Raw genomic sequence first — 23105 nt, 5'->3', positions numbered from 1 at the left:
CGCGGTCAGAAGCCCTACGGCGGGACTCGGGTAGAAGGTATTGTTCGCACTTCTCCGGGATTTCCGACAATTCGACCAGGCGTGCTCGCCGTGGCCAGTACGCACGGCTATTTGGCTTGGCCTACAAATAGTACTACCATTTGCCCTCGGGTAACTTCCTCCATGAGACGAGACCTGGAGGCGCATGCCGATGACCCGACCCCGCCTCCCGCTCGCGTGACTGACCAACCGCTGCGGCGGACGCGCTCCGGCATGTTCTTGTCGTTGCGGGTACGCAACTTCCGGGTGTTCATGGCGGGGCAGAGCATCTCCGTCGCCGGAAACTGGATGCAGAACGTCGCCGTGGGCTGGCTCGTACTCAACCTGACCCACAGCGGCGGCGCGTTGGGGCTCATCACGGCCTGCCGGTACGCTCCGCTGCTATTGCTCGGAGCCTGGGGCGGGCTCGCCGCCGACCGCTGGGACAAGCGACGCCTGCTGCAGATCACCGCCGCCGCCGAACTTCTGATCGCGGCCGCGCTCGGGGTGCTGACCCTCACCCATACCATTGCGGTCTGGTCGCTGACCGCGCTGATCCTGGCCGTCGGCGTCGTCGACATCGTGGACACTCCCACCCGGCAGACGATCATCAACACGCTGGTCGGTCGGGACCGCCTGGCCAACGCCATCGCCCTCAACTCGATCCTCGTCAACGCGGCCCGGGTGATCGGCCCCGGAGCGGCCGGCCTGCTGATCGCCACGTTCGGTGTCGGTGCGTGCTTTCTCATCAACGCGGCCACCTACATCGCCGTCATCACGGGCCTGCACCTGCTACGGGTGTCCGAGCTGATCGTGTCAGCGCCCGAGATCCGGGCGAAGCGGCAGATCCGGGCCGGACTCAACTACGTCCGGCGCACGCCGCACCTTCGCACGCCACTGATCCTGGTCGCCGTCAGCGGTGCCTTCACGTGGGAGTTCCAGGTCACCCTGCCGCTGTTCACCTCGACGACGTTCCAGGGTGACTCCCGCGCCTACGGCTGGGCGTTCACCAGCCTCGCCGCCGGCTCGATCCTCGGCGGCCTGCTCTCCGCCCGCCGCCGTACAGTCAACATCTGGGCCGTCGCAGTCTCGGCGGCCCTGTGGGGCGTGGTCATCCTGGCCGCTGCGGCCGCTCCCAACCTCGCAATCGCCTACCCGCTGCTTGGCCTCGTCGGTGCCGGCGCGGTGACGTTCAACTCGGTCACCAAGACGCTGCTGCAGACCGACTCCATCGAGCAGATGCGCGGCCGGATCATGGCCCTGTGGTCGATCGGCTGGCAGGGCACCACCGTCGTCGGCGCGCCAGCGGTCGGCTACATCGGACAGTGGCTGGGCGCCCGCTACGCCTTGGGCTTCGGCGGTCTCGCCACCCTGGTCGGCGGTGTGCTCCTCCTGCTGGCCCGCCGCGACGACATGATGGACGCCTTCTCCTGGCGGATGGCGTGCAGGTCCGCATCAGAGGAACCAACCGCGTCGACCCTTAAACCCGGCTCAACCTAGCCTTCGCTCCGCCGGGCTCAGCGCGTGGACCGGGTGGTAGGCGAGGGTGTAGACCCAGCAGTTCTCATCGTCGATCGGGACCCAGAAGTGGCCATGTACCGGGTGGTCGCCACACGGGGGACCATCGTGAAGCTCGGCATGATCCACGGCGTGATGCTCCAGTAGTAGTTGCCGTCCTCGGCGTTCCGGCGCGCGCCGACGAACAGCCGCGGTGCGCACAGAACCCGTCCATCAGGCCGTAGCGGCGTCGCTGTCGCGGAAGGCGAACAGATGCTCGAAGAGGAGCTAGACGCGTACCCGCGGGCAGTCGTTCTCCGGCAGTTCCTCGGCGAGAAGGGCCGGGATCCAGTACTGCCGAAACATCTCACCCATTGGCGTCCCAGGACCGGTCTGCGCGTCTTCCTCTCGGCCTTCCGACCACTCGCCAGAACCGGCTATCTGCGACGGCGGGCACGACCACGCCCGGGAGGAGGAGCGTGGGGCACCCCACCAGGCGTCGGAGTGCAAATCATCATACCATTGGCCTTTCAGCGGAAGCCTCTGATCCACCGGATCCGGGCCACGTACCGGGCGGGCGAAAGTCGCCCACAACGGGTATCGGGTAGCGAGGCATACACGAGCGGTCGCAGAGGTTGGTGAGTGGTATGACATTATTTCCGTCAGGCCCTAGGACCGAGGAACAGACGGCCATCGAATGCGAGGGACGAGCCTCATGACATCCGGAAAGACCGAGCATGCCGGCACCGGCGAGGTCGACATGTTCAAGGCAGTGTCGCTCAACCGCGTGTCGCAGGCCATCGTCGATCAGGTGAAGCTGCTGCTGCGGCAGGGCCGGTTAAAGCCCGGGGACCGGCTGCCCAGTGAGCGAGAGCTGTGCGAGCGGTTCGGGGTCAGCCGAGTGACTGTGCGAGAGGCGCTTCGCATCCTGGAGGCCGGCGGTCTGATCGACATCCGCGTCGGCGCGCGCGGCGGCGCGTTCGTGACGTCGCCGACGTCCCAGCAGATCGGCGCGGGTCTCGCCGACCTGCTCCACCTCTCCCCGCTCACCGCGGCCCAGGTCACCGAGGCACGACAGGTCTTCGAACTCGGCATCGTTTCGCTGGTCGTCGAACGCGCCACGGAGGAGGACATCGCGGCACTACGCGACATGGTTCGCAGCCAACAGGCAGCCCTCGACCGTGGTGAGTACGTCATGTCCATGTCGGCCGATTTCCACATCCGGGTGGCGGCGTGCACGCACAACCCGGCCATCGAGATGCTCGTGCAGTCGTTCCACGGCCCGTTGCTCATGTCACTGCTGAAGGCACAGGTGGTGGAGCCGCTCATGGGTCACCGCGGCTCCGAGGAGCACAGCGCGTTCGTCGACGCGATCGCCGCCCGCGACGCCGAGTGGGCCCGGTCGATCATGCGCGAGCATCTGCAACGCACCGCCGACAGGGTCAGTGAGCCCTCCCAGGCCGCGCAAGCCTGACGGACGGAGTTGCCCGCTGCCCGTTGACGCGCCGCCCGACGATCATCTATGAAGGTGGTGCCGTTGCCAGTCCCGATCAGGAGGCAGCACATGCGTCTTAAAGGTTGGTCTGTGGGGCGTCTCGTATCCATCCTTGACCGCGTCATCGTCCTCCCGGAAAGCACAGGCTGGCCGTGCCCTCGGGACGGTGATCACGACGACTTTCATCGTGAACGGACGATGCGTGCGCCCGAGGTGGCAGCGATCGAGGTGCCCCCGAACCGTGACGGAGGCATCGAGCCCGCCACGGACTCGAGCCGATGATCCATCCGACCCAGCCGGTCGACGCAGGCGGCCCTGGGGGGCGTCCTTCGCCGGGGCGACCCGAGGTCTTACCGGCTCAGTCCGCCCCGCAGGTCCTCCTCGATCCGCTTCGCGGCCGCCAGCAGCGGCGGCAGCAGCTCCTTGCGGATCACCTCAGAGGACCCGCGGCTGGCGTGTGCCGAGACGTTGACCGCCGCGATCACCGAACCGTTCTCGCCGTGGATCGGTGCGGCCACCGACCGTAGCCCCTCCTCCAGCTCCTGGTCGACGATCGCGTACCCCTGCGAGGCGATCTTGGTGAGGACGGCCCGCAGCTTCATCGAATCGGTGATGGTGCGCCGGGTCAGCGGCTTCAGCTCGGCCTTGGCGAGGTAGTCGTCCAGCCATCCGGCAGGCTGCGCAGCAAGCAGCACCCGTCCCATCGAGGTGGCGTAGGCCGGGAAGCGGGTACCGACGCTTATCCCCACCGTCATAATCCGTTTCGTGGGTACGCGGGCGACGTAGACCACCTCGTCGCCGTCCAGCACCGACGCCGAGCAGGACTCGTGGACCTGCACGACCAGCGTCTCCATGTGCGGTTGCGCGACCTCCGGCAGGCTCAGGCTCGACAGGTAGGCGTAACCGAGTTCGAGGATCCGCGGCCGCAGCGAGAAGAGCCGACCGTCCGTACGCATGTAGCCGAGCTCGACCAGCGTGAGCAGGAACCGGCGCACGGCGGCCCGGGTCAGCCCGGTCGCCCGGGCCACCTCGCTGAGTGTGAGCTGCGGATGCTCGGAGTCAAACGCCCGGATCACCGCAAGTCCGCGCTCCAGCGACTGAACGAACTCCGGAGCCCGCGCCGCGTCCTCGGTCACCCGGCCTCCTGTCGGAGGGTCTGTTGGGCAACCTTAAACGCCCGGTTCGCCGCCGGTACGCCAGCATAGACGCCCACCTGGAGCAGCACCTCACCAACTTCCTGCGGGGTCAGCCCGTTGCGCAACGCAGCGCGCACGTGCACCGCCAACTCCTCGTCGTGATGCAGGGTGGCGAGGATCGCCAGGCTCACGCAACTGCGGGTCCGCGGGTCCAGGCCGGGCCGCGTCCAGATTTCACCCCAGGCGTACCGGGTGATGAAGTCCTGGAAGTCCGCCGTGAATTCGTCCGTGCCATCGACCGCCCGGTCGACGTGCGCGTCGCCCAGCACCTGCCGGCGTACCGCCATGCCAGCGTCGTGGCGCTCGCGATCGTTGCTCGGCTCACCCGTCACCGCGTCTCCTGATCGAAGTGTTCCAGGAGCAGCTTTCCGACCTGCTCCGGCTGCTCAACGTTGGCCAGGTGCGCCGCGTGGTCGACCACGACGAGCCGCGCTCCCGCGATCCGCGCGACTATCCGGGCGGCGTGCTCCACGGGGGTGGCAGGGTCGTCCGCGCCCGCGATGACCAGCGGCGGCGACCACAACCTGCCCAGGTCGCGACGGAGGTCCATCGCGGCGATAACCTCGCAGCACGCGGCGTAACCGACAGCAGGCGTAGCCGTCAGCATGGCCCGGTGCTCGGCGACCACCTCCGGCCGGGAATCCGCGAAGGCCGGGGTGAACCAGCGGGACACCACGGCGTCGGCGATCGCCTCCAGACCATGGACGCGCACCGTCGCCGCCCGCTGCCGCCAACGCTCGGGCGGGCCCAGCGACGCCGACGTGCAGAGCAGCGCCAGCCCGTCCACCCGCTCGGGGGCGTGCGCGGCGAGCCACATCCCGACCATGCCGCCGAGGGAGAGCCCGGCGTAGTGCACGCGCCGCACATCGAGGTCGTCGAGCAGGGCCAGCACCTCCCGACCGAGCAGCCCAATGGTGTACGGACCGGGCGGCACCGCGGAGCGGCCGTGGCCGAGGTGGTCGTACCGGATCACCCGGAAATGGGCGGCGAGGGCCGCCAGCTGAGGCTCCCACATAGCGCCGGTCGTGCCGAGGGAGCCGCCGAGCAGCAGCACGGGCGCGTCGGCTGAACCGTCCACGGTGGCGTGCAGTCGGGACATCACAACGACGCCCCCGTCCGGTACGCGGCCAGCGCCCGGTCGACGAAAAGCCCCGCCGACCCGAGCCAGCCGTGCGGGTCGAGTGTCGCACCGATCTCGGGCTCGCTCAGGTGGGCACGCACGTCCGGATCGGCGCGCAGCGCATCCCGGAACGGCGGCCGTCGGGCGGCTCGGGCGACGGCGTCGTGCGCGCCGCTGCGGCCGAGCGCGCGGGCCAGCCGCGCGGCGACCGCCTCGGCCAGCACGAGACCCCCAGTGGCGTCGAGGTTCGCGCACATCCGGTCCGGGCGGACTTCGAGGCCGCCCAGCATCCGGGCGGTCCGGGCGGCCGCGCCACCGGCCAGGTGCAGCAGGTCAAGCAGCGGTTCCCACTCGGCGTGCCAGGCGCCGGCGGCTCGCTCGAGCTCCTGCGTGGCGGCGGCGAACACGGTGGCAACCAGGCCGGGCGCGCGCCGTGCGGCTGACGTGACCAGAACCGAGTCGACCGGGTTGCGCTTGTGCGGCATGGCCGACGAACCGCCCCGACCGGCACCGCCCTCGGCGACCTCGCCGACCTCCGTCTGGGCGAGCAGCCCGACGTCGAGCGCGACCTTGCCGGTGGCGGCGAGCAGCCCGCCGAGGGTGGCGGCCAGGTCGAGCACGGGTTGGCGGCGGGTGTGCCAGGGCAGCGGACTCGTGGCGAGGCCCAAGCGATCGGCATACCGCTCCGCCACCGCCGGTCCGGCCGGTCCCAGCGCGGCGAGCGTGCCGACCGGGCCGCCGAGCTGCGCCGGCAACGCCGCCCGGACCAGTCGCAGCCGCATACGCGTCTCGACCAGCCCGACCAGCCAACCCGCGGCCTTGAGCCCGAACGTGGTCGGCGCCGCCTGCTGCCCGAGCGTGCGGCCGACCATGACGGTGTCGCGGTGCGCCTCGGCGAGCCGCGCCGCCGCCCCGGCGGCCGCATCGAGGTGGCCCAGCAACGGCCCGGTCGCGCGCACCGCCACCAAGACGAGCGCGGTGTCGAGCACGTCCTGGCTGGTCGCCCCGAGGTGCACCCAGGCCCGGGCGTCCTCGGGCACCGCCGCGGTTAGCGCGCGGACCAGTGGGACGACCGGGTTGCCGGCGTCCTCGGCCGCGCGACCGAGCGCCGCGGGGTCGTACAGGTCGGCGCGGCACTGCGCGGCGATCGCCTCGGCCGCCGACCGTGGTGCCACGTCGCGGTCAGCGGCGGCGCCAACGAGCGCCGCCTCCGCGTCGAGCATCGCCTGGAGCAGCGCCCGGTCGGTGAGTTCAGCGTCGACGGCGGGATCACCGGAGAGGCCGCCGAGCATCCCGTCAGACGGCGAAGAAGACGGTCTCATGCTCCCCCTGCAGATGGATGTCGAAGCGCAGCCCCTCCGGGGCCTCGCTCGCGAGCAGCGTATGGCGGCGGTCGGGGTCGACGCTGCGCAGCACGGGATCGGTGTCGTTGGCCGCCAACTCGTCGGGGAAGTAGAGCCGGGTGACGACGCGGTGCAGCAGCCCCCGCGCGAAGACCGACAGGTTGAGGTGCGGCGCCTCGGTACCGCCGTCCGGAGCGGGCAGCGAGCCCGGCTTGACGGTCAGGATCTCGTACCGCCCCTGCGCGTCGGTGGCGCTGCGCCCGAAGCCCCGGAACCCCGACACGGACGGCGGCCGGGCACCGCGGGGATCGTCTGGATGGTCGAAGCGGCCGTCCGGATCGGCCTGCCAGATCTCGACCATCCCGTCCACGACGCGGTTACCGGCCCCGTCGAAGATCTGCCCGCGAACCCAGAACGCGCCCGGCGTGCCGTCCGGGACGACGTACGGGCCGTCGGGCCAGAGCAGACCGATGTGCAGGTACGGCCCGACCGTCTGCGACGGGGTGACCCCCAGCTGCTCACTCATCGTCGTCCTCGTCTTCGAAGGGGGTGCTCTCCCGGCCGCGCAGCACGATGTCGAACTCGTAGGCCAGCGCCCACTCGGGCTGGGTCGTCGCGTGGTCGTAGCGGGCGATCATCCGCTCCCTGGCCTTCAGGTCGCGGACCGAGTTGAAGATCGGGTCCTGGAAGAAGAGCGGATCGCCGGGGAAGTACATCTGCGTCACCAGCCGCTGGGTGAAGGCGCGGCCGAAGAGGGAGAAGTGGATGTGCGCGGGCCGCCAGGCATTGCCGTGGTTCTTCCACGGGTACGCGCCCGGCTGCACCGTGATGAAGCGGTATCGCCCGGCGTCGTCGGTGAGTACCCGCCCCACCCCGTCGAAGTTCCGGTCGAGCGGGGCCGGCCAGTTGTCCACCGCGTGCCGATAGCGCCCGGCGGCGTTGGCCTGCCAGATCTCCACCAGGGTCTGCGGCACCGGACGACCGTCGCCGTCGAGCACCCGGCCATGCACGATGATCCGCTGCCCCAGCGGCTCGCCCTCGTGCTGGCGGGTCAGGTCGTGGTCGAGTTCGCCGAGCCGCCCCTCCCCGAGCAGCGGCCCGGTGACCTCGTTGAGTCGCTGCCGCAGGTAGGTCAGCGGCTGCCGCGGCGAGCGCAGCAGAGTGGACTTGTAGCCGGGACTGAGCAGGGGCGGGTGGGCGTCGACGTCGTCGCGCCGGTACTGGGGCAGCGCCAGACCGCTGTCGATCCGGCGCACGGTGTCCTGGGTCATCGTCCTCTCCCGTCAGGCTTCCAGCACGACGGCCAGCCCCTGGCCGATTCCGATACAGATCGTGGCGATATACACGGCGTCGAGAATGTCGGCATCGTTCCTCACCGAGGCGATCCCTTCTTCGTTGCCTCCAACGCGCGGAGCACCGTGAGCTCGAGCTCGGTCGGCGGCTCGCCCGTCGTCAGATGGTCGGCGACGCCGAGGTTCCAGCCGGTGGTGGCCCGCGCCTGGTCGACCGTCATCCCGGGATGCAACCGGGTCAGGGTCAATTCGCAGGTGTCTGGGTCGGGCTCCAGAACGCCGAGGTCAGTGATCACCACCCGGGGGCCGCCGCCGCGCAGGCCGAGCCGCTCCCGGTCGCCCGGCCCCGCGCCGTAGCCGACCGAGGTGACGAAGTCGACCCGGTCGATGAACGTCCGCAGGCTCTGCCGTACGACCACCACGACCTCGCCGCAGGACGCGGCGATCTCGGGCGCGCCGCCGGCGCCCGGCAGCCGTACCTTCGGGTCGTCATAGTCGCCCCCGATGACCGTGGTGTTGATGTTGCCGTACCGGTCGAGCTGCGCGGCGCCGAGGAAGCCGACGTCGACGCGGCCCGGTTGGAGCCAGTAGTTGAACACCTCGGGCACCGAGACCACGGCGTCGGCGGTGTCGGCGAGGATGCCGTCCCCGATCGACAGCGGGAGCCGGTCGGGTTTCGCCCCGAGGCAGCCAGACTCGTAGATGAGCACCAGTTTCGGAGCGTGCGTGGCGCGGGCGAGGTTCGCCGCAGTGCTGGGCAGGCCGATGCCGACGAAACAGGTGCTGCCGTCCCGCAACTGCCGGGCGGCGGCGACGGTCATCATCTCGTCGGCGGTGTATTCAACGGTCACGCCCGCACCTCAGCCTTCAGCAGGTGCTGCTCCATCCAATCGCGGAACGTGTCTCGGTCCCGGCTGATCGCGTCCCATGCGACGTAGAAGTCGTTGTCACGGACGGAGTAGCCCTGGGCGTAGGACGGATGAGAGCCGCCCGGCACCTCGGCCACCGCGGTCACCGCCCAGCCGGGCAGCATGACCTGCTCCGGGACGGGTTCGAGATGGTCGACCACCTCCTCGACGGTGACCAGCGACCGGCGCGCCGCAAGCACGGCCTCCTTCTGCACACCGGTGATGCCCCACATCTGCACGTTGCCGGCCCGGTCGGCACGCTGGGCGTGCACCACTGTCACGTCGGGACGCAGCGCCGGGACCGCGGTGAGCACCTCGGCGCTGAACGGGCAGGTGATGGGTCGGATGTTGTCGGTGTGCCGGGGCAGGTCGGTGCCGGTGTACCCGCGCAGGACCGCGAACGGCAGCCCGGAAGCCCCGGCCACGTACCGGTTCGCCATGCCCGCGTGGCTGTGCTCCTCCAACTCGAGCGGTACCGGCCAGGAGTTCTGCACCGCGTCGCGGAAACGGTGCAGCGATCCCACCCCCGGGTTGCCGCCCCACGAGAAGACCAGCCGGCGGGCACAACCCGCGCCGATGAGCTGGTCGTAGATGACATCCGGGGTCATCCGGACCAGGGTCAGATCCCGCCGGCCCTGACGGATGATCTCGTGGCCGGCGGCGAACGGAATGAGGTGTGTGAACCCTTCCAGAGCCACCACATCCCCGTCGCGGACCAGGTCCGCCACACCCTCGGCCAGCGAGACGACCTTCGCCATGAGCCTCCCCGCCTCCAAGGGACCGTCGACGACCGCAGTTCGCTATCCGAACTCTCGTCCTTATATCGAACGTAGTTCCCGGCGTTGCGATCCGTCAATGCCGGCGAGCAGCCCGAAGATCTCTCGTTCCTCCTCGCGCTGAACGGCTGTACTGGTTCTGGATGGAGACGACGCGAGTCCAGCCGTGGCGGTCGGCGGCACGTTGCATGGTGGCCAGCTGCCACGCCGAGACCGAGGACGCACCGATGAGTGTCCGCGCCACTGCAGCGCCAACTTGACCACTTCGGTGTTCTCCGGGACGCTGCACCGCCTCTGTCGTTACCGACGCGGCCCCGGTCTACCCCGCCGTGCTCGACGAACTCGTCCCCTCGGCCTGGCATCACGTCGAGCGGCACGCCAACAATCCCATTGAGGCCGATCACAGCCAGCTCAAACACCGGCTACGACCCATGCGCTAGCCCGGGCGCTCTGACCGCGGACCCCGACCCCGGCCTGACGCGTCTCCCGCCCAGGCAACGCAACGGCACCCAGCTAACGACCTGGGGATCAATTGAGGCTCTCCTGGCGCCTCCGTGGGTTGCGGTGGAGCGTCCCGTCGCGGGTCCACGTCGTGATGTAGTGGTAGACGAGCTTGTGGTGCGGGAAGTCGGCGGGCAGCGCGTCCCACTGGCAGCCGGTCCGGTCGAGGTAGCGGATCGCGTCCACGATGTCCCGGCGGGGGTAGATGATCGGCCGGCCGCGTCCGGTCCCGGCCGGCACGTGCGGAGCCAGGACCTGCCATTCGGCATCCGTAGTGTCGGACGGATAGTGCCGCGGCCGGGCGGTGGGCAGGTGATCGTCAACGGTGGCCGGGGTGGTAGGTGCGGCGACGCCGGCGACAAGTTATACAGACAGGGTTGGGCCTTCGGTCGTGCTCGTTTAGTCGCCTTTGCTCGTACCGAAGGCCCTTCGCCATGTCACGCCGCCACGCCGGCGTCGTCCCGATTATCGATCTTCGCCAGGACCGGCAACCGCCCAAACCCCTTATTTTCCAGGCTCTAACGACAGCCCGGGTGGGCGGCCCTCAAGCTCACGCCAACGGCGACGTAGGCCCACGCTCACGGCGTCGGTGACATTCGTCTTGCTTTCGCCAGGGGTTACCCAGCAGACTTGCTCAGGCGGCGAGGGCGGCGGCCGCCTCGAGGATGGTTACGCCGGCGGGGAAACCCGTTGGGCGATACGCATAGAGGCCCAACGGCCGAATTACCAGGCGCTGGGGCCGCCGGAGCGGCGGGCGAGGCTATTCGAACCCGTAGTGCCGGCAGCTTGACCACTTCGGTCTTCCCGAAGAGGTCAATCAAGCACGATCAACGACGCAGCAGGCCTATGACCTGCGGAAAATATAGACGGCAGGTCTGGACACAGGGCTTGTTCATCGCCGTCCTATGCTCCCGGTTGCTCCCAACGTGATCCCCGGCCGAACGTCGGCAATGACGGCCGTCGGCGTAGGAGTGAACGTGCCCAGGATCGGTAGGGAGCAGGGTTCTAAGCTGGGCCTCGGCGGTCCGGGAGGTGACTTCTCCGAAGAGCCGGCTTGGGGATGCGAGTTGGTCACGCTGGAGTCAGTAGTCGTTCCCCGGTGTCCTCTCGAGCCTGCCGCCATCGTGGCTGCGGGGTCGTTGATCATGCGCCGGTAGATGATGTCGGACAGGCGTCGTTTCAGTGCTCGCATCGCTTCCATCGATGTCTTGCCGGAGGTCTTCTTCCGGTCGAAGTAGGCGCGTCCTTCGGTGGGGTTGCGTAGCTGGACGGTGGCCATGATGTGCAGCACCCGGTTGATCTGTCGGTTGCCGGCGCGGGAGAGCCGGTGTCGTACCTGTTCGCCGGAGGATGCGTCGATGGGGGCGGTGCCGTTCCAGGAGGTGAAGTGGGCGCCAATGCACCTGCCCCTCACGCCGCAGACCACCGACATGGACGAGGTGGGCGATTGGCTCACCACCTACACCGCGGCCGGGATCGAGGGGGTGGTCGTCAAGCGACTGGACGGCCGGTACGAGCCCAGCCGGTGCGGCTCGCAAAAGTTCCGGTTGCGCGGCGACCGAGGCGATCATCGGCGGGCGACCGTCAGCCTCGCCAATCCGAGCACGCTGCTCCTCGGCCGGTCCGATCGACGGGGCCAACTGCGCTACAGGGGAAGGACGCGCCCGTCGGTGATGGTCCAACGCCGGGAACTCGCGCTGCTGCTGTCCCCACCCGGGCTTAAGAGGTCCTAACAAAGTCGTGCGACGTGTCGGTACGTGATGATGCAGGTGGCCAGGGCGAGGAAGGCTTCGTGGATGTCGTCGCGGCGTTCCCAGCGGATGCGTAGCCGTTTCATGCCGTCGTACCAGGCGATCGTGCGCTCGACCACCCACCTGAACGCGCCCAGGCCTGAGCCGTGGGGCTGGCCTCGGCGGGCGATGCGCGGGCGGATGCCCGTGGCGCGCACCGCCTTGCGGTACTTGTCGTGGTCGTACGCGCGGTCGGCGAACAGTTGGTCAGGTCGCTGGCGGGGCCGGCCGCGGCGGCCTCGTACGGGCGGGATCTTGTCGATCAGCGGGAGTAGTTCGGTGACGTCGTGGCGGTTGCCTCCGGTCAGCGACACGGCCAGGGGGATGCCGGCGCCCTCGGTCAGGACGTGGTGCTTCGAGCCCGGGCGGGCGCGGTCGACCGGGCTCGGCCCACTTTTGGGCCACGTCGGGCGGCCCGCACATGCGAGGAGTCGATCACGGCGCGGGACCAGTCCAGCTTCCCGGCGGCCTGCAGTTCAGCCAGCAGCAGCTCGTGCAGCCGCTGCCACACCCCGACCCGGTTCCATTCCTCCAGGCGCCGCCAGCAGGTCATCCCCGAGCCGAACCCCAGCTCCTGGGGCAGGAACTCCCACTGGATGCCCGTGTGCAGCACGAACAAGATCCCGCACAGCACCTGCCGGTCCGGGATCCGCTTGCGCCCCGGGTGCCGCGGGTTGCGCACGGGTTTGGGCAGCAACGGCTCGATGCGCTGCCACAGCCCGTCCGGCACGATCCACGGCGGCTGCTCACCACGCCTCACGGCCCGACATCGTAGATCAGGCTCTACAAGCGACGGAAGGCCCAGAGATCATTTTGTTAGGAACTCTTAATCTGTCCGCATGCGACGCTTCAACGACGAAGACCTCACGGGCGCGGAGTTCCGCGAGTGCGACCTGAGTAGGGCGCGGCTGGTCGGTGTGGTCATGCAGGACGTTGAGATCGATGGTTTGGTCACCAACCTGGTGGTCAACGGCGTGGAGGTGATGTCGTACGTCGAGGCGGAGCTCGACCGCCGGCACCCGGTGCGGCTGCTGATCCGTTCCGATGAACCGGCCGACCTGCGCGAGGCCTGGCGACAGCTGCGGAATGCGTGGGCGACGACTACCGAGCGGGCCGGGTCGATGGCCGAGGGCAGCGAGGATCTCGGCGTCGACGGCGAGTGGTCGATGGTCGAGACTCTGCGTCATCTCGTCTTCGTGCACGATTCGTGGTTTCGGCGCTGCGTACTCGGGCTGACCGAGCCGTTCACGGCGATGGGACTGGCATCTCCGTTCGTGCCGGATCAGGAGGGGCTGGGGCTTGACAGGTCCGCCCGGCCGGGTCTCGACGAAGTGCTAACCGTGCGCGATCGGCAGGCGTCAGAGATTGAGGCGTGGCTGGCCGAGGTCACACCCGAGCAGCTCGCAAAGCCCGCGCCGGTGCCGGACGACGACAGATGGCCCCCGTATGCCAAGGGCCGGCGCATGCGGCAATGCCTCGGCACTGTGCTCAACGAGGAATGGGAACACCACGGTTTCTGCGTGCGCGACCTGGACAAGCTGTCGCGTCGGGGGGCTCCGTAGGTGTGGTGTGTCCGTGGAGCGGGACGTTGTGCTGCGCTGGCACTGCGTCGCGGTGCCGGGCAAGGACCCGGATCTGCTCTTCGGACGGGCGGAGCCGCAGGCGGCCGGGCATCTTTGCCCGGCCAGGCAGTCGACGGCCAGGAGTTCGAGTGCCCGCCACCGCTGGTCGGCGGGCACTTCGCCGCTCTGCACGAGCTTGTTGACGGCGCGGGCCAGCACGGCGGCGGCGTCGGCCGCCTGGGCACCGATACAGCGGCGGCTCTCGAAGGTGAGGTGAACGCCGGGCGTGCGGCGCGGTGATCCGCCGGGCACGGGATAGCCCGGCGGATCACCGCAGCCCAAAACCCGCCACCCGGCCAGGATCAGCCGAGGTCCCGCACCCGTACGTTGCGGAAGGCGATGACTGAGCCGCCGTCGTGGTTCTGCAGGCCGATGTAGCCCTGGGCGTACTGCCGTCCACTGGTGCCCGGGTCGGTCGGACGGCCCGGGAACGGCAGGCCGGGCACGTTGTCGAACTCGTTGATCACCACCCCGTTGCGGATTACGGTGTAGTGCTGGCCGACGACCCGGATCTCGAGGTCGTTCCAGACCTCCTTGCCCGTCGGGCGGGCCTGGGCGAGGTTCAGGTCGGCGAACCCGTACACGGATCCGGTCTTCCGCGGGTCGTTGCTGCCGATTTCCGGCGAGTCGTTGATCTGGATCTCGTGGCCGCAGTTCACGGCAACCCATGCCGGATCGGTCGTGTTGCACTGGGGGGTGGTGGCCGGATCGACGCCGGGGAACCGCACCAAGACTCCGCTGTTCGACCGCGCGTTCGCGTCCCCGCCCCGCTCGTCGCGAAACTGCAGGCGCAGTGAGAAGTCGCCGAACTGGGCGGCCCGGTACCAGAGCATGCCGAGCCCGCCGCCGGCGGGCGAGTTGGTCGTCACCATGGACCCGTCGTCGCGCAGGGCGAACCCACGGCCGCCGACGTAGCCCCAGTTCGCGTACGACTCGGCCGTCCCGTCGAACAGGCTGACATAGCTCATCGTCTTCCCCACGTCGGAGTGTGCCGCGGTTTCGGTCAGCGCGGCAGCCTCCTCGGTGGTGATCACGTCGGCGCCGACCAGATTCCGGGCGACATGCGTCACGTGCGCCACGAATCCGCCGTGGTTGGCCCAGGCACGCTCATCGTCGATCAGGTCGTTGATCGAGCAGCCGCCGTCGACGGTCCGGTTCGCCACGCCGCTGTCGTAGTCGAGGAAGCGGACGGTCGGCCGGCCGTCCGCCGCGACGCACGACGATTGCGATGCGATGGCCGGCGCCGCCGCGAAACCTGCGCCCAGGACCGCGGCGGCGAGGATCGACGTACCCGCGAGGAAACGATTCCTGCTACCCACGCTGAACCTCCTTGTCTCACCGATGGAGGCGGCGCTGCCGGTCCTAGCGCGTCAGCTTCCCGTCTGCATCGGACTTTCGTTCCCCGGCGAGGTCTGGCGCCTCCCAGAGCGCGTTACATGACAAGTGCTCCTCGCCCGAACGTAGGTTCTTGTCATCGATACATCAAGAAGTTCCGTCACGGCACACGCATCTTTTGCGTCGACCGGCAGAAAGCCGAGTCCAGAGAGGTGCCTCGCGGGGCCGCGGTGATCGCCGGTGAGCACGGCACAGAGCCGACGACCGTGGTCGACCTGTCGCGGCCGCCGGAGGTCCTGCGCCGCAGCACTGGGGACGTCACGCATCGACTCGCAGCAGGACCGCTCGTCGCGCAGCACCTGCCGATCACCGCTCACGCCCGTCCGCTGGCCGCTGGTCGACGCTCGACGGCTTTGCCTCCCGCCACCTGCAGGAAACGATCGGGATCGTTCCGTCCGGACCGTGAAGGGCCGCGCGGCGCAGCCTGCCCCGCAGTCACGGAGGAGGAGTCATGAGGAGATTATCGGCGATCAGCGCCGCCGTGGCGGTCGGGCTCGCGTTGGCCGGAATGGCCGGACCCGCGGCCGTCGCGGCCCCCGACTCGGCGGCAGCCGGCGTCGTCGCCGCCGCGCGAATCCAGGCCTCCGACGGCGCGTACGTGGCCGAGGAGACGGCTGTCGGGCCACGCCTGGTCGATCTGACGATCCAGTCGCCGGCGCTCGGCACCGCCGCCAAGGTACGGCTGTTGACGCCCGACGGGTGGGAGCAGCGGGCGCCCGGGGACCACTGGCCGGTGCTCTACCTGCTGCATGGCTGCTGCGACTCGTACGTCAGCTGGACCCGCTCCACCGACGTGGCGAGCATCCCGGAACTTCGGGACGTCCTGGTCGTGATGCCGGAGGCGGGTGCCGCCGGCTGGTACAGCGACTGGTGGAATGGCGGTCAGGGCGGCGCCCCGGCCTGGGAGACGTTCCATCTGACCGAGGTGCGGCAGATCATCGAGCGCGGGTATGGCGCGGGCCCGAAGCGCGTCATCGCCGGCCTGTCCATGGGCGGCTTCGGGGCGATGTCGTACGCGGCCCGCAACCCGGGCATGTTCCGCGCGGCAGCCTCGTTCAGCGGCGTCGTGCACCCGCTGAAGGACCCGTCCTACTGGCTGCCGTTCTTCGGACGCACCGGGCTGGACCCGTACGCGCTGTGGGGCGACCCGGTCGCGCAACGGGACATCTGGCAGGCCCACGACCCGTACTACCTGGCGAAGCAGCTGCGGCACACGGCGCTCTTCGTGGCCACCGGCGATGGCACGGCCGGCGGACCATTCGACCCGCCGGGCCAGACCAACAGTCTGGAGGCGCTCATCCACCAGGAGAATATGGACTTCGTCGCCCAGCTGCGCGAGCTCGGCGTTTCCGTCACGACGGACTTCTACGGCCCCGGCACGCACAGCTGGCCGTACTGGCAGCGGGAGTTGCACCGATCGCTGCCGATGCTGCTCGGGGCGCTCGAGACCGGGCGCGGTGTGGCGACCCACTCCCTCGAGCAGTAACGCACGAGCGCCCGCTGGTGACCGACCCGGTCACCAGCGGGGGATGTTCCGCGACCTCGCGGTAGGTGTAGCCGCCGTGGTAGGCAAGCGTGACCGCCTCCCGCTGTAAGGCGGTCAGCCCTTGCAGGCAGTGGTGGACCTGCTCGCGATCCATGCGGGCAGCGACACTCTCGGCCACCTCGTCGAACGGCACGTCCATCCTCGCCGCTGCCGCACCCTGTGTGCGGTCCGCCAGTGCCTGCTCCGTGCGGACCCATTCCACTACACGACGGTGCTGCGGGTGCCGAGAAGTACGTCCGCACTGGTCACGGCCGGTCCGCCTGGTCCTAATCCTCAGGCGCGCGGCAACTCGATCCGTTCCGGTCCGTCCGGCCCAGTTCGCCCCGGTGGCTCCCACTTGTGGCTTCCAGGCGGTCAGCTTGGAATCGCAGAGATCGGTACCGCGTTTCGCCGGGTCGGCGCAGCGCCGGTTGGCCTGGTTCACTTTGAAGTCACACCGGCCTATGGCCCGTGGGTGGCCCGCCGGCTTGTGCAAACGGATCGGCAATGGGCTATTACCCGCCCTAAAGGACGTCTCGTAACACGGTGGAGGCGTTGCCCGGCAGGGGTCTGGGGTCACCCTGCCAGGATGATGTTGTGCAGGTGGGCGATGCCGGAAGCGGTGTCGGTCAGTGTGCGGGCGGCGCGGCGGTAGTCGCGCAGGATTTTGAAGCACTTCATCCTTGCCAGGGTGTGTTCGACCTGCGCGCGGACGGTGCGGTGCTGGGCGTTCAGGTCTTCCTTCCAGGCCGGCAGCGGCGTGCCATCGCGGGGCTTGCGGTACGGCATGATCACCTCGCGGTTGCCCAGGTAGCCGCCGTCGGCCATGACCGGGCGGTCGGCCAGTTTCTGGTCGATGCCGGAGGTGCGGTAGACGATGGTGTCATTGCGGTTGCCCGGCTGCGGGTCACCGAGGGTGATGACCAGGCGGGTGCTGGCGTCGATAGCGACCTGCAGGTTGGTTGAGTACCGGTAGTTCTTGCTCGGCGCGGCCAGCCGGTGGTCCCGGGTCGGGATCAGCGTGCCGTCGACGATCGCGATCTGGTCGACCGGGCGCCGACGCACTGGTGCCAGGGCCAACAGCGGTCCGAGGGTGTCGATGACCCGGTGCGCGGCGGAGTGCGACACCCCGAACAGTGGCCCGATCGCATCGTCAGGTTGGTGCGCCAGTATGCGGCCAGCAGCAGCACCCGATCGGGCAGGTCAAGGGCCCATTGCCGGCCCGGCCGGCCGTCAGCGATGGCGTCCCCGCCGCGCTCGGAGACCAGGCGGAACCAGGCGGCGGAACTGAGCCGGCTGCAGCCCGGTGAACGGGAAGATCCACTCGGGGCGCGCTGCGGAGATCACCTGCACCCAGGCATCATCGGCGATCGTCCTGATCGGACGGACGCCGGGGTTACGAGACGTCCCTTAGCCTTGCCCAACATGAGCGTTGGCAATGAACATTGACCCGTGGACGCGGATGTGCACGCCGCAGCCGAGACCGAGCCGGACTGGGCGTTGTACCAGGACCTCGTCGGTGCGAAGGTCGCCTCTACTGTTGAGCGGTAACGAACTCAGCGTGCGCATTTGACGGGCGGCAGAGTCGGCGGGGGCCCACAATGGCAAGGGTGCCGCGCGTCTTCGTCCTGCACCACCACCGCAAACCACGACCGCACTTTGACCTGCGGCTCGAGGAGAATGGAGTGCTGCGCTCATGGGCGGTGCCTCGCGGCCTGCCGGACGATTCCAGTGACAACCGGCTCGCGATCGCCGTGCCCGACCACCACCTTGATCACCTCACCTACGAGGACGCCGACAAGTCGATCGCCGACATCGGCACGTGGGAGGAGCACGACCGCACCGAGCGCCGCATGCTTTTTACCTTGCACGGCCGCACCGGCCGCCGGCGATACGCGCTCATCCGCACCGGCGAGGGGTGGCTGCTCCACTTGACGAAAGAGCAGCCTTCGGACGAGCGCGGATAGCAGGCTCCCGAGGTCCACCCCCGCGACCGTCGGAACGACTATCTCCTGCTGAGCTCAACCGGCCCCGCCCGAGAGTCGAACTGCTGGGCAGCGGTAATGCATGGGCCTGGGCGCTCGATGTAGCTTCGCGACAGAGATGTCAGTGCTCAGCGCGTTGACCTGGGGCTCTGCGCAGGTCGGCCGGACCCGTGCTGGATGCGCCACGAGTTGCGGATGTACTCGTACGCATACCAGCTACGGGGTCGGGCCGTGCCCGTCACAGCATTACGGACCCGGGGTTCCAGGAAACCTTCAAGACCGAAGCTGCCGTATTCGCGGCCGAGGCCCGACTGCTTGAACCCTCCGAACGGGGACACTGGTTCGTAACCGCCGTTGACTGACACCCGGCCCGCATCGAGGCGGGACGCGATGCGGCGTGCTCGCGCGGGGTCGCTGGAGAACACGTAGGCGTGCAGGCCGTAGGTGGTGGTTGGCGATCTCGACGGCGTGGGTCCTCGTCGCGGTAGGTGATGACCGACAGGACCGGTCCAAGATTTCCTCGCGTGCGATCGTCATGTCGTTGGTAACGTCGGCGAACACGGTCGGTCGCACGTAGTACCCGTCGGGGAGTTCGTCGGGTCGGTCGGGTCCGGCCACGACGATCCGGGTGCCTTCCTCGATACCGCGGTTCCGACGACGTCGCCACGGCCGGGTCAGGATTCCGCAAGGCCCTTGGGCTTAACGATCAAGCTAGGCCACCGCGCGGCGAACAGCAGCGTGCACGCCCGCAGAGGCAAGCGTGACGACACTCGTCTGGTAAGACTCCACGAACCCCGCGTGCCCGGCCAGTCCCCAGCCCTGGAAGGGACCCGCCTCCAACGCATCCAGCGGGTCGGCGGACCGCAAGAGCCGCCAATCCCTGTCGTGCAGGTTCGGCTCCATCGCAACCGTCCCACCCCGCCCGTCGTAGGCGTTGACGTAAGTCCGAAAGGCAGCAACTAGCAGCGCCAGCCGGCGGACGTCACCCCCATGCAACAGCTCGATGGCGGTGGCGCGGACGAAGGCCGGAAGCTTGGCCGCTCCGTCACTGGCGACGCGCGCGACCGTGTCGGGTAAGGCCCGGTTGCCGAAACGGGTCAAAACCTGACGTGCGTACGCTGCCAACGACACGCCGCTCGGCGGGCGCAGCCATGGCGCGACATCCTCGGCCATGAAGGTGCTGACCAGCCCGGCGAACAGAGGATCGGCGACCGCCTCGTGAATGTATGTGTGCCCAGCGAGGAGCGCGGGATAGGCGAGCATCGAATGGGCCGCGTTCAAGAGCCGCTGCTTCACGGTGACGAACGCCGCCACGTCCGCCCGCACCTCCACGCCCACCTCCTCCCAGGCGGGACGCCCACTGCAAAACTCGTCCTCGACGACCCACTGGCGGTAGGCCTCGCTGAAGACCGGCACCCGGTCCGGTAGGCCGGTGACTGCGTTAAGTGTTTCTCGGGTGGACGCGGTCACGGCGGGAGCGATGCGGTCGACCATGGACCTGGGAAAGGTCACATTTCGCTCGATCCAGCGCGCGAGCCCCGGATCGACAGCCTCGGCGAAACCCAGGGTCGCTGCTCGAGCAGCCGCCCCGTTGTCCGGCAAGTTGTCGCAGGACAGCACGGTGAAGGGGCCTGCTCCGGCGTTCCTTCGCGCGCGCAGAGCAGCGGTGAGCACGCCGAACGTCGTCTCCGGAATTTCCCGGGCGAGGTCTGCGGCTATCTCCGGCTCGTGAACGTGGAACTCGCCGGTGACCGGGTCGAGGTGGTAACCGCCTTCGGTGATGGTGAGGCTGACCACCCGGATGTTCGCCATGCTGAGCGCATGGACCACCGCGGCCCGGTCGGCGGGGCCGTGCAGGTAATCGACGATCGAGCCGATAACTTGCCACTCCCGCGCGCCGTCGGGATGGAACACGGTGTGGCTGTAGAGGTTTCCCTGCTTTGCGAAGGCCGACGCGCGATGTGTAGCGTGCTGGTTGCCGAGGAGTTCGACGCCGAGCACTCCCCAGATGCTGTGGTCGGTACGTTGCGCCAACAGCTCGTCCAGGTAGACGGCCTGATGCACCCTGTGGAAGTTGCCGACGCCGATGTGCGCGACCCCCGGCGTCACACCGGCTCGTTCGTAGCCTGCCGTGCGGGCACGGGCCAGGACCTGCTCGGCTGTCATGCGACCTTCGCCTGCAAGAAATCGGTGAGCTGCTCGTCGGGCAGGTCCGCGTGCTTCCGCTCCAAGGCGACCTGCGAGCGGTAGTTCTCGACCTCGGTCGCGACACGCCCGGCGCTCCACCCGAGCACCGGGGCTACGAGGCCCGCCACCTCCTCGGCGCAGCGGTGTCCACGGTCGAAGGTCTCGATCCGCATATGTGTGCGCCGGGTCAGCACATCCTCGAGGTCCCTGGCCCCTTCGTGCGTGACCGCGTACATGATCTCCGCGCGCAGGTAGTCCTCCGCTCCGTATACCGGCTCGGCGAGGGAGGCGTCGTCGTCAGTCGTGGCTAGAACCTCGGGCAGCAGGGATCCGTAGCGACCGAGGAGGTGTTCGACCCGCTGCACAGGCAATGCCGCGCGCTCGGCTATCGCATGCCGAGAATTCCACAGCGCCGGGTAGCCGTCCGCTCCGAGCAGCGGGATCTTCGCCGTGCACGACTCGGGCGCCTGCCACTGGAGCAGCCCACGCAGGTCGTTGACCGCCGCGTCGACCGCGTCCTGGGCCATGACGCGGTAGGTCGTGAACTTGCCGCCAGCGACGATGGTCAGACCGGGCCGCGGGCTGGCCACGGTGTGCTCCCGCGACAGGCGCGTGGTGAGGTCGGAGTCGCCCGAGAGCAGCGGCCGGAGCCCGGCGTAGACACCCTCGATGTCCGCGTGGGTGAGCGGGCGCTGCAGGACGGTGTTGACCCGGGCCAATAGGTAGTCCACGTCGTCGCGCGTGGCCACACAGTCGTCGTTGTCGTAGCCCCAGTCCGTGTCCGTCGTACCCACCAGCCAGTGGCGTCCCCAGGGGATCACGAACAGGACCGATTTCTCGGTGCGCAAAATCATTCCGGTCTGAGCGTTGATCCGGTCGCGCGGCACGACCAGGTGCGTTCCCTTGCTGGCGCGCACGGACGGGGAGACGGCGCCACCAGCCCACGCCCGCGTCTGGTTGGTCCAGACGCCCGTCGCGTTGACGACGTGCTTCGCCGCGACCGTCATCGTCCGGTCGCGCTCCGGGTCGTGTACGACAGCTCCGGTCACCCGGTCGCCCGACCTGGTGAAATCCAGCACCCGTGCCCGTGACGCGACGTGGGCGCCGTAGGCGGCGGCGGTCCGGGCCAGGGAGAGTGTGTACCGGGCGTCGTCGACCTGGGCGTCGTAGTACTGAACAGCCCCGACAAGCGCGTTCTCACGGAGCGCCGGTGCCAGGGCGAGTGCCTTACGCCGGCTCAGATGCCGATGCCCGGGGACACCACGCGGGCGCCGGGACGGCAGGCTCAGCCCGTCGTAGAGGGCGACACCCGCTCCGACGTACAACCTCTCCCATCCGCGATGCATGAGCGGGTACATGAACGGCACGGGACGGACCAGGTGTGGCGCCAGATCGTTGAGTAGCAGGCTCCGTTCCTTCAGCGCCTCGGCGACCAGCCCGAAGTCGAGCATCTCAAGGTATCGAAGGCCGCCGTGGATGAGCTTGCTCGAGCGGCTGGACGTTCCCGCGGCGAAGTCCCGCGCCTCGACCAGTCCCACCCGGAGTCCCCGGGTGGCGGCGTCTAGCGCACAGCCCGCTCCCACAACGCCACCGCCGACGACAAGCAGGTCGACGCCGTCGGCGGCCATCGCGGCGAGGGAGCGCTCGCGAAACTGCGGCGACAGGGCTACCGGGCGCATGAGTGATCCGCACTCCTGGATTCGGACAACTGCTGTACGTGCCGGGGCACGTCGTCGACCACCAGGGCATCGACATGTGCCGCCGCGAAGTCGAGCGCCTCGCGCGTGTTCGGGCACCAGACCAGCACCTGCCGCTGCGAGGCATGGACTTTCTCAACGACCGTCTCGATCGACGGCGCGGTGGCGCTTGCCGAGGGGGCGCGCCATAACGAGCTGGTGTGTACGGCGAGCACCTGCACGTCGAGGTGGGCGGCGGCCGCGACGGCATGCCCGATGGGGAATTGCTTCCACGTGAGCAGACCGAGCGCCATGTCGGGCACGGCCTCGCGCATGTGTCTCAAGGCTCCCGGGTCGAACGAGAGAGCGAGCGCAGGCCTGGCCCCCAGGATGCGCTCACAGGAGCGCGCCAGGAGTGTCGCGGTGGTCGCGTCCGCGGACCGAGCGGCATCGTGCAACCCCGACTTGACGTCGAACACCACACCCAGAGTGAGCGGCAGTTGCTCCAGAAGGTCGCCCAACCGGACCAGACCGTGCTGGGCCGCCTGGCCGCTCGTCATCTCCGCGATGTAGCGTCCGTCGGGCAGGACAGGGTCGTGGGTAACCATGAGGTCGTCGTCCGCCGTACGCTGGACGTCGAGCTCCACCCAGTCGAGGCCAGCCTCCGCCGCCGCGCGGAAGGATTCCACGGTGTTCTCCCGATACCCGGCAACGAGGCCCTGCCCCATCCCCCGATGGCCGATCAGTGCGGGTTGGTCCTCGAAGACCCGCCAGGTCAT

General features: G+C 69.0%; 22 protein-coding genes and 4 pseudogenes. 7 read left to right on the top strand and 19 right to left on the bottom strand.

Annotation, left to right across the window (positions count from 1 at the left end; all coding sequences use genetic code 11):
• The first annotated feature begins 81 nt into the window (after positions 1 to 81).
• Positions 82 to 1518, top strand: coding sequence for an MFS transporter (locus AC0OLQ_RS16820; protein ID WP_484532122.1), 1437 nt, complete (start codon positions 82 to 84; stop codon positions 1516 to 1518).
• Between the two features lie 712 nt (positions 1519 to 2230).
• The gene (locus AC0OLQ_RS16815) at positions 2231 to 2989 is read left to right on the top strand and encodes a FadR/GntR family transcriptional regulator (protein ID WP_484532121.1); all 759 of its coding nucleotides are present in this window, start codon (positions 2231 to 2233) and stop codon (positions 2987 to 2989) included.
• 371 nt (positions 2990 to 3360) lie between these two features.
• Here the strand turns inward: AC0OLQ_RS16815 and AC0OLQ_RS16810 are convergent, their stop codons facing one another.
• The 8 genes from AC0OLQ_RS16810 to AC0OLQ_RS16775 all read right to left on the bottom strand — a co-directional run bounded on the left by AC0OLQ_RS16810 (position 3361) and on the right by AC0OLQ_RS16775 (position 9627).
• Positions 3361 to 4146, bottom strand: a complete 786-nt coding sequence (locus AC0OLQ_RS16810) for an IclR family transcriptional regulator (RefSeq protein WP_484532120.1) — start codon at positions 4144 to 4146, stop codon at positions 3361 to 3363.
• Positions 4143 to 4538 carry a 4-carboxymuconolactone decarboxylase gene (gene pcaC, locus AC0OLQ_RS16805; protein WP_484532119.1) on the bottom strand — a complete coding sequence of 132 codons (396 nt, stop codon included), beginning with the start codon at positions 4536 to 4538 and terminating at the stop codon, positions 4143 to 4145. The genes AC0OLQ_RS16810 and pcaC overlap by 4 nt, the downstream gene beginning before the upstream one ends.
• Positions 4535 to 5305: a 3-oxoadipate enol-lactonase gene (gene pcaD / locus AC0OLQ_RS16800; RefSeq protein ID WP_484532118.1), complete on the bottom strand. Its 771-nt coding sequence runs from the start codon at positions 5303 to 5305 to the stop codon at positions 4535 to 4537. Before pcaD ends, pcaC begins: the two co-directional genes overlap by 4 nt.
• Positions 5305 to 6618: a 3-carboxy-cis,cis-muconate cycloisomerase gene (pcaB, locus tag AC0OLQ_RS16795; protein WP_484532117.1), complete on the bottom strand. Its 1314-nt coding sequence runs from the start codon at positions 6616 to 6618 to the stop codon at positions 5305 to 5307. The genes pcaD and pcaB overlap by 1 nt, the downstream gene beginning before the upstream one ends.
• Positions 6619 to 6622: 4 nt before the next feature.
• Positions 6623 to 7195 carry a protocatechuate 3,4-dioxygenase subunit alpha gene (gene pcaG, locus AC0OLQ_RS16790; protein WP_484532116.1) on the bottom strand — a complete coding sequence of 191 codons (573 nt, stop codon included), beginning with the start codon at positions 7193 to 7195 and terminating at the stop codon, positions 6623 to 6625.
• Positions 7188 to 7940 (bottom strand): protocatechuate 3,4-dioxygenase subunit beta, encoded by a 753-nt coding sequence (gene pcaH, locus AC0OLQ_RS16785; RefSeq protein WP_484532115.1) that lies wholly within the window; start codon positions 7938 to 7940, stop codon positions 7188 to 7190. Before pcaH ends, pcaG begins: the two co-directional genes overlap by 8 nt.
• A gap of 101 nt (positions 7941 to 8041) precedes the next feature.
• Positions 8042 to 8812 carry a CoA-transferase subunit beta gene (locus AC0OLQ_RS16780; RefSeq protein WP_484532114.1) on the bottom strand — a complete coding sequence of 257 codons (771 nt, stop codon included), beginning with the start codon at positions 8810 to 8812 and terminating at the stop codon, positions 8042 to 8044.
• A complete protein-coding gene (locus tag AC0OLQ_RS16775) occupies positions 8809 to 9627 on the bottom strand; it encodes a CoA transferase subunit A (protein WP_484532113.1) in 819 nt (272 codons plus the stop codon). The genes AC0OLQ_RS16780 and AC0OLQ_RS16775 overlap by 4 nt, the downstream gene beginning before the upstream one ends.
• A 320-nt stretch (positions 9628 to 9947) precedes the next feature.
• Here AC0OLQ_RS16775 and AC0OLQ_RS16770 point away from each other — a divergent pair.
• Positions 9948 to 10085 (top strand): annotated as a pseudogene (locus tag AC0OLQ_RS16770) (DDE-type integrase/transposase/recombinase); the annotation flags it as partial.
• Positions 10086 to 10173: 88 nt separating this feature from the next.
• Here AC0OLQ_RS16770 and AC0OLQ_RS16765 read toward each other — a convergent pair.
• Both AC0OLQ_RS16765 and AC0OLQ_RS16760 read right to left on the bottom strand, forming a co-directional pair.
• Entirely contained in the window at positions 10174 to 10458 is a 285-nt protein-coding gene (locus AC0OLQ_RS16765) for a transposase (protein WP_484532369.1), read from the bottom strand.
• 580 nt (positions 10459 to 11038) lie between these two features.
• A complete protein-coding gene (locus AC0OLQ_RS16760) occupies positions 11039 to 11578 on the bottom strand; it encodes a transposase (RefSeq protein WP_484532368.1) in 540 nt (179 codons plus the stop codon).
• Between AC0OLQ_RS16760 and AC0OLQ_RS16755 the strand changes: the two genes are divergently transcribed.
• Positions 11505 to 11879: a hypothetical protein gene (locus AC0OLQ_RS16755; protein WP_484532541.1), complete on the top strand. Its 375-nt coding sequence runs from the start codon at positions 11505 to 11507 to the stop codon at positions 11877 to 11879. The two genes, AC0OLQ_RS16760 and AC0OLQ_RS16755, sit on opposite strands and share 74 nt — an antisense overlap.
• On the opposite strand, the gene AC0OLQ_RS16750 is transcribed toward AC0OLQ_RS16755, so the two are convergent.
• Positions 11876 to 12669, bottom strand: a protein-coding gene (locus AC0OLQ_RS16750) for an IS5 family transposase (RefSeq protein WP_484532367.1) whose coding sequence is annotated in 2 segments (ribosomal slippage) — positions 11876 to 12333 and positions 12333 to 12669 — 795 coding nt in all. Because the reading frame shifts where the segments join, the coding sequence is not laid out codon by codon here. The two genes, AC0OLQ_RS16755 and AC0OLQ_RS16750, sit on opposite strands and share 4 nt — an antisense overlap.
• A gap of 106 nt (positions 12670 to 12775) precedes the next feature.
• Between AC0OLQ_RS16750 and AC0OLQ_RS16745 the strand changes: the two genes are divergently transcribed.
• Complete coding sequence (locus AC0OLQ_RS16745) at positions 12776 to 13498, top strand: DinB family protein (protein ID WP_484532112.1); 723 nt, start codon at positions 12776 to 12778, stop codon at positions 13496 to 13498.
• A 362-nt stretch (positions 13499 to 13860) separates the two neighbouring features.
• On the opposite strand, the gene AC0OLQ_RS16740 is transcribed toward AC0OLQ_RS16745, so the two are convergent.
• Positions 13861 to 14877, bottom strand: a complete 1017-nt coding sequence (locus AC0OLQ_RS16740) for a 3-keto-disaccharide hydrolase (protein ID WP_484532111.1) — start codon at positions 14875 to 14877, stop codon at positions 13861 to 13863.
• A 527-nt stretch (positions 14878 to 15404) separates the two neighbouring features.
• On the opposite strand from AC0OLQ_RS16740, the gene AC0OLQ_RS16735 reads away from it, so the two are divergent.
• Complete coding sequence (locus AC0OLQ_RS16735; RefSeq protein WP_484532110.1) at positions 15405 to 16439, top strand: alpha/beta hydrolase; 1035 nt, start codon at positions 15405 to 15407, stop codon at positions 16437 to 16439.
• A 58-nt stretch (positions 16440 to 16497) separates the two neighbouring features.
• Here the strand turns inward: AC0OLQ_RS16735 and AC0OLQ_RS16730 are convergent.
• Both AC0OLQ_RS16730 and AC0OLQ_RS16725 read right to left on the bottom strand, forming a co-directional pair.
• Positions 16498 to 16593, bottom strand: a pseudogene (locus AC0OLQ_RS16730) (RNA polymerase subunit sigma); the annotation flags it as partial.
• Positions 16594 to 17054: 461 nt separating this feature from the next.
• Positions 17055 to 17831, bottom strand: a pseudogene (locus AC0OLQ_RS16725) (transposase family protein).
• A 248-nt stretch (positions 17832 to 18079) separates the two neighbouring features.
• Here AC0OLQ_RS16725 and AC0OLQ_RS16720 point away from each other — a divergent pair.
• Positions 18080 to 18445: a DNA polymerase ligase N-terminal domain-containing protein gene (locus tag AC0OLQ_RS16720; protein ID WP_484532109.1), complete on the top strand. Its 366-nt coding sequence runs from the start codon at positions 18080 to 18082 to the stop codon at positions 18443 to 18445.
• 146 nt (positions 18446 to 18591) lie between these two features.
• Here the strand turns inward: AC0OLQ_RS16720 and AC0OLQ_RS16715 are convergent, their stop codons facing one another.
• The 5 genes and pseudogenes from AC0OLQ_RS16715 to AC0OLQ_RS16695 form a co-directional block, all read right to left on the bottom strand.
• Entirely contained in the window at positions 18592 to 18900 is a 309-nt protein-coding gene (locus tag AC0OLQ_RS16715; protein WP_484532366.1) for an aldehyde dehydrogenase family protein, read from the bottom strand.
• A 25-nt stretch (positions 18901 to 18925) separates the two neighbouring features.
• A pseudogene (locus tag AC0OLQ_RS16710) lies at positions 18926 to 19105 on the bottom strand (aldehyde dehydrogenase family protein); the annotation flags it as partial.
• A gap of 69 nt (positions 19106 to 19174) precedes the next feature.
• Entirely contained in the window at positions 19175 to 20629 is a 1455-nt protein-coding gene (locus AC0OLQ_RS16705; protein ID WP_484532108.1) for a mannitol dehydrogenase family protein, read from the bottom strand.
• Positions 20626 to 22329 carry a glycerol-3-phosphate dehydrogenase/oxidase gene (locus AC0OLQ_RS16700; protein WP_484532107.1) on the bottom strand — a complete coding sequence of 568 codons (1704 nt, stop codon included), beginning with the start codon at positions 22327 to 22329 and terminating at the stop codon, positions 20626 to 20628. The genes AC0OLQ_RS16705 and AC0OLQ_RS16700 overlap by 4 nt, the downstream gene beginning before the upstream one ends.
• Positions 22317 to 23105, bottom strand: coding sequence for a glycerophosphodiester phosphodiesterase (locus AC0OLQ_RS16695; RefSeq protein ID WP_484532106.1), 789 nt, complete (start codon positions 23103 to 23105; stop codon positions 22317 to 22319). Before AC0OLQ_RS16695 ends, AC0OLQ_RS16700 begins: the two co-directional genes overlap by 13 nt.

It is taken from the genome of Micromonospora sp. Utrum1 (genome assembly GCF_057197805.1).
Note: the sequence above shows the minus strand (reverse complement) of the source record. Positions and strands in the feature narration are given on the sequence as shown.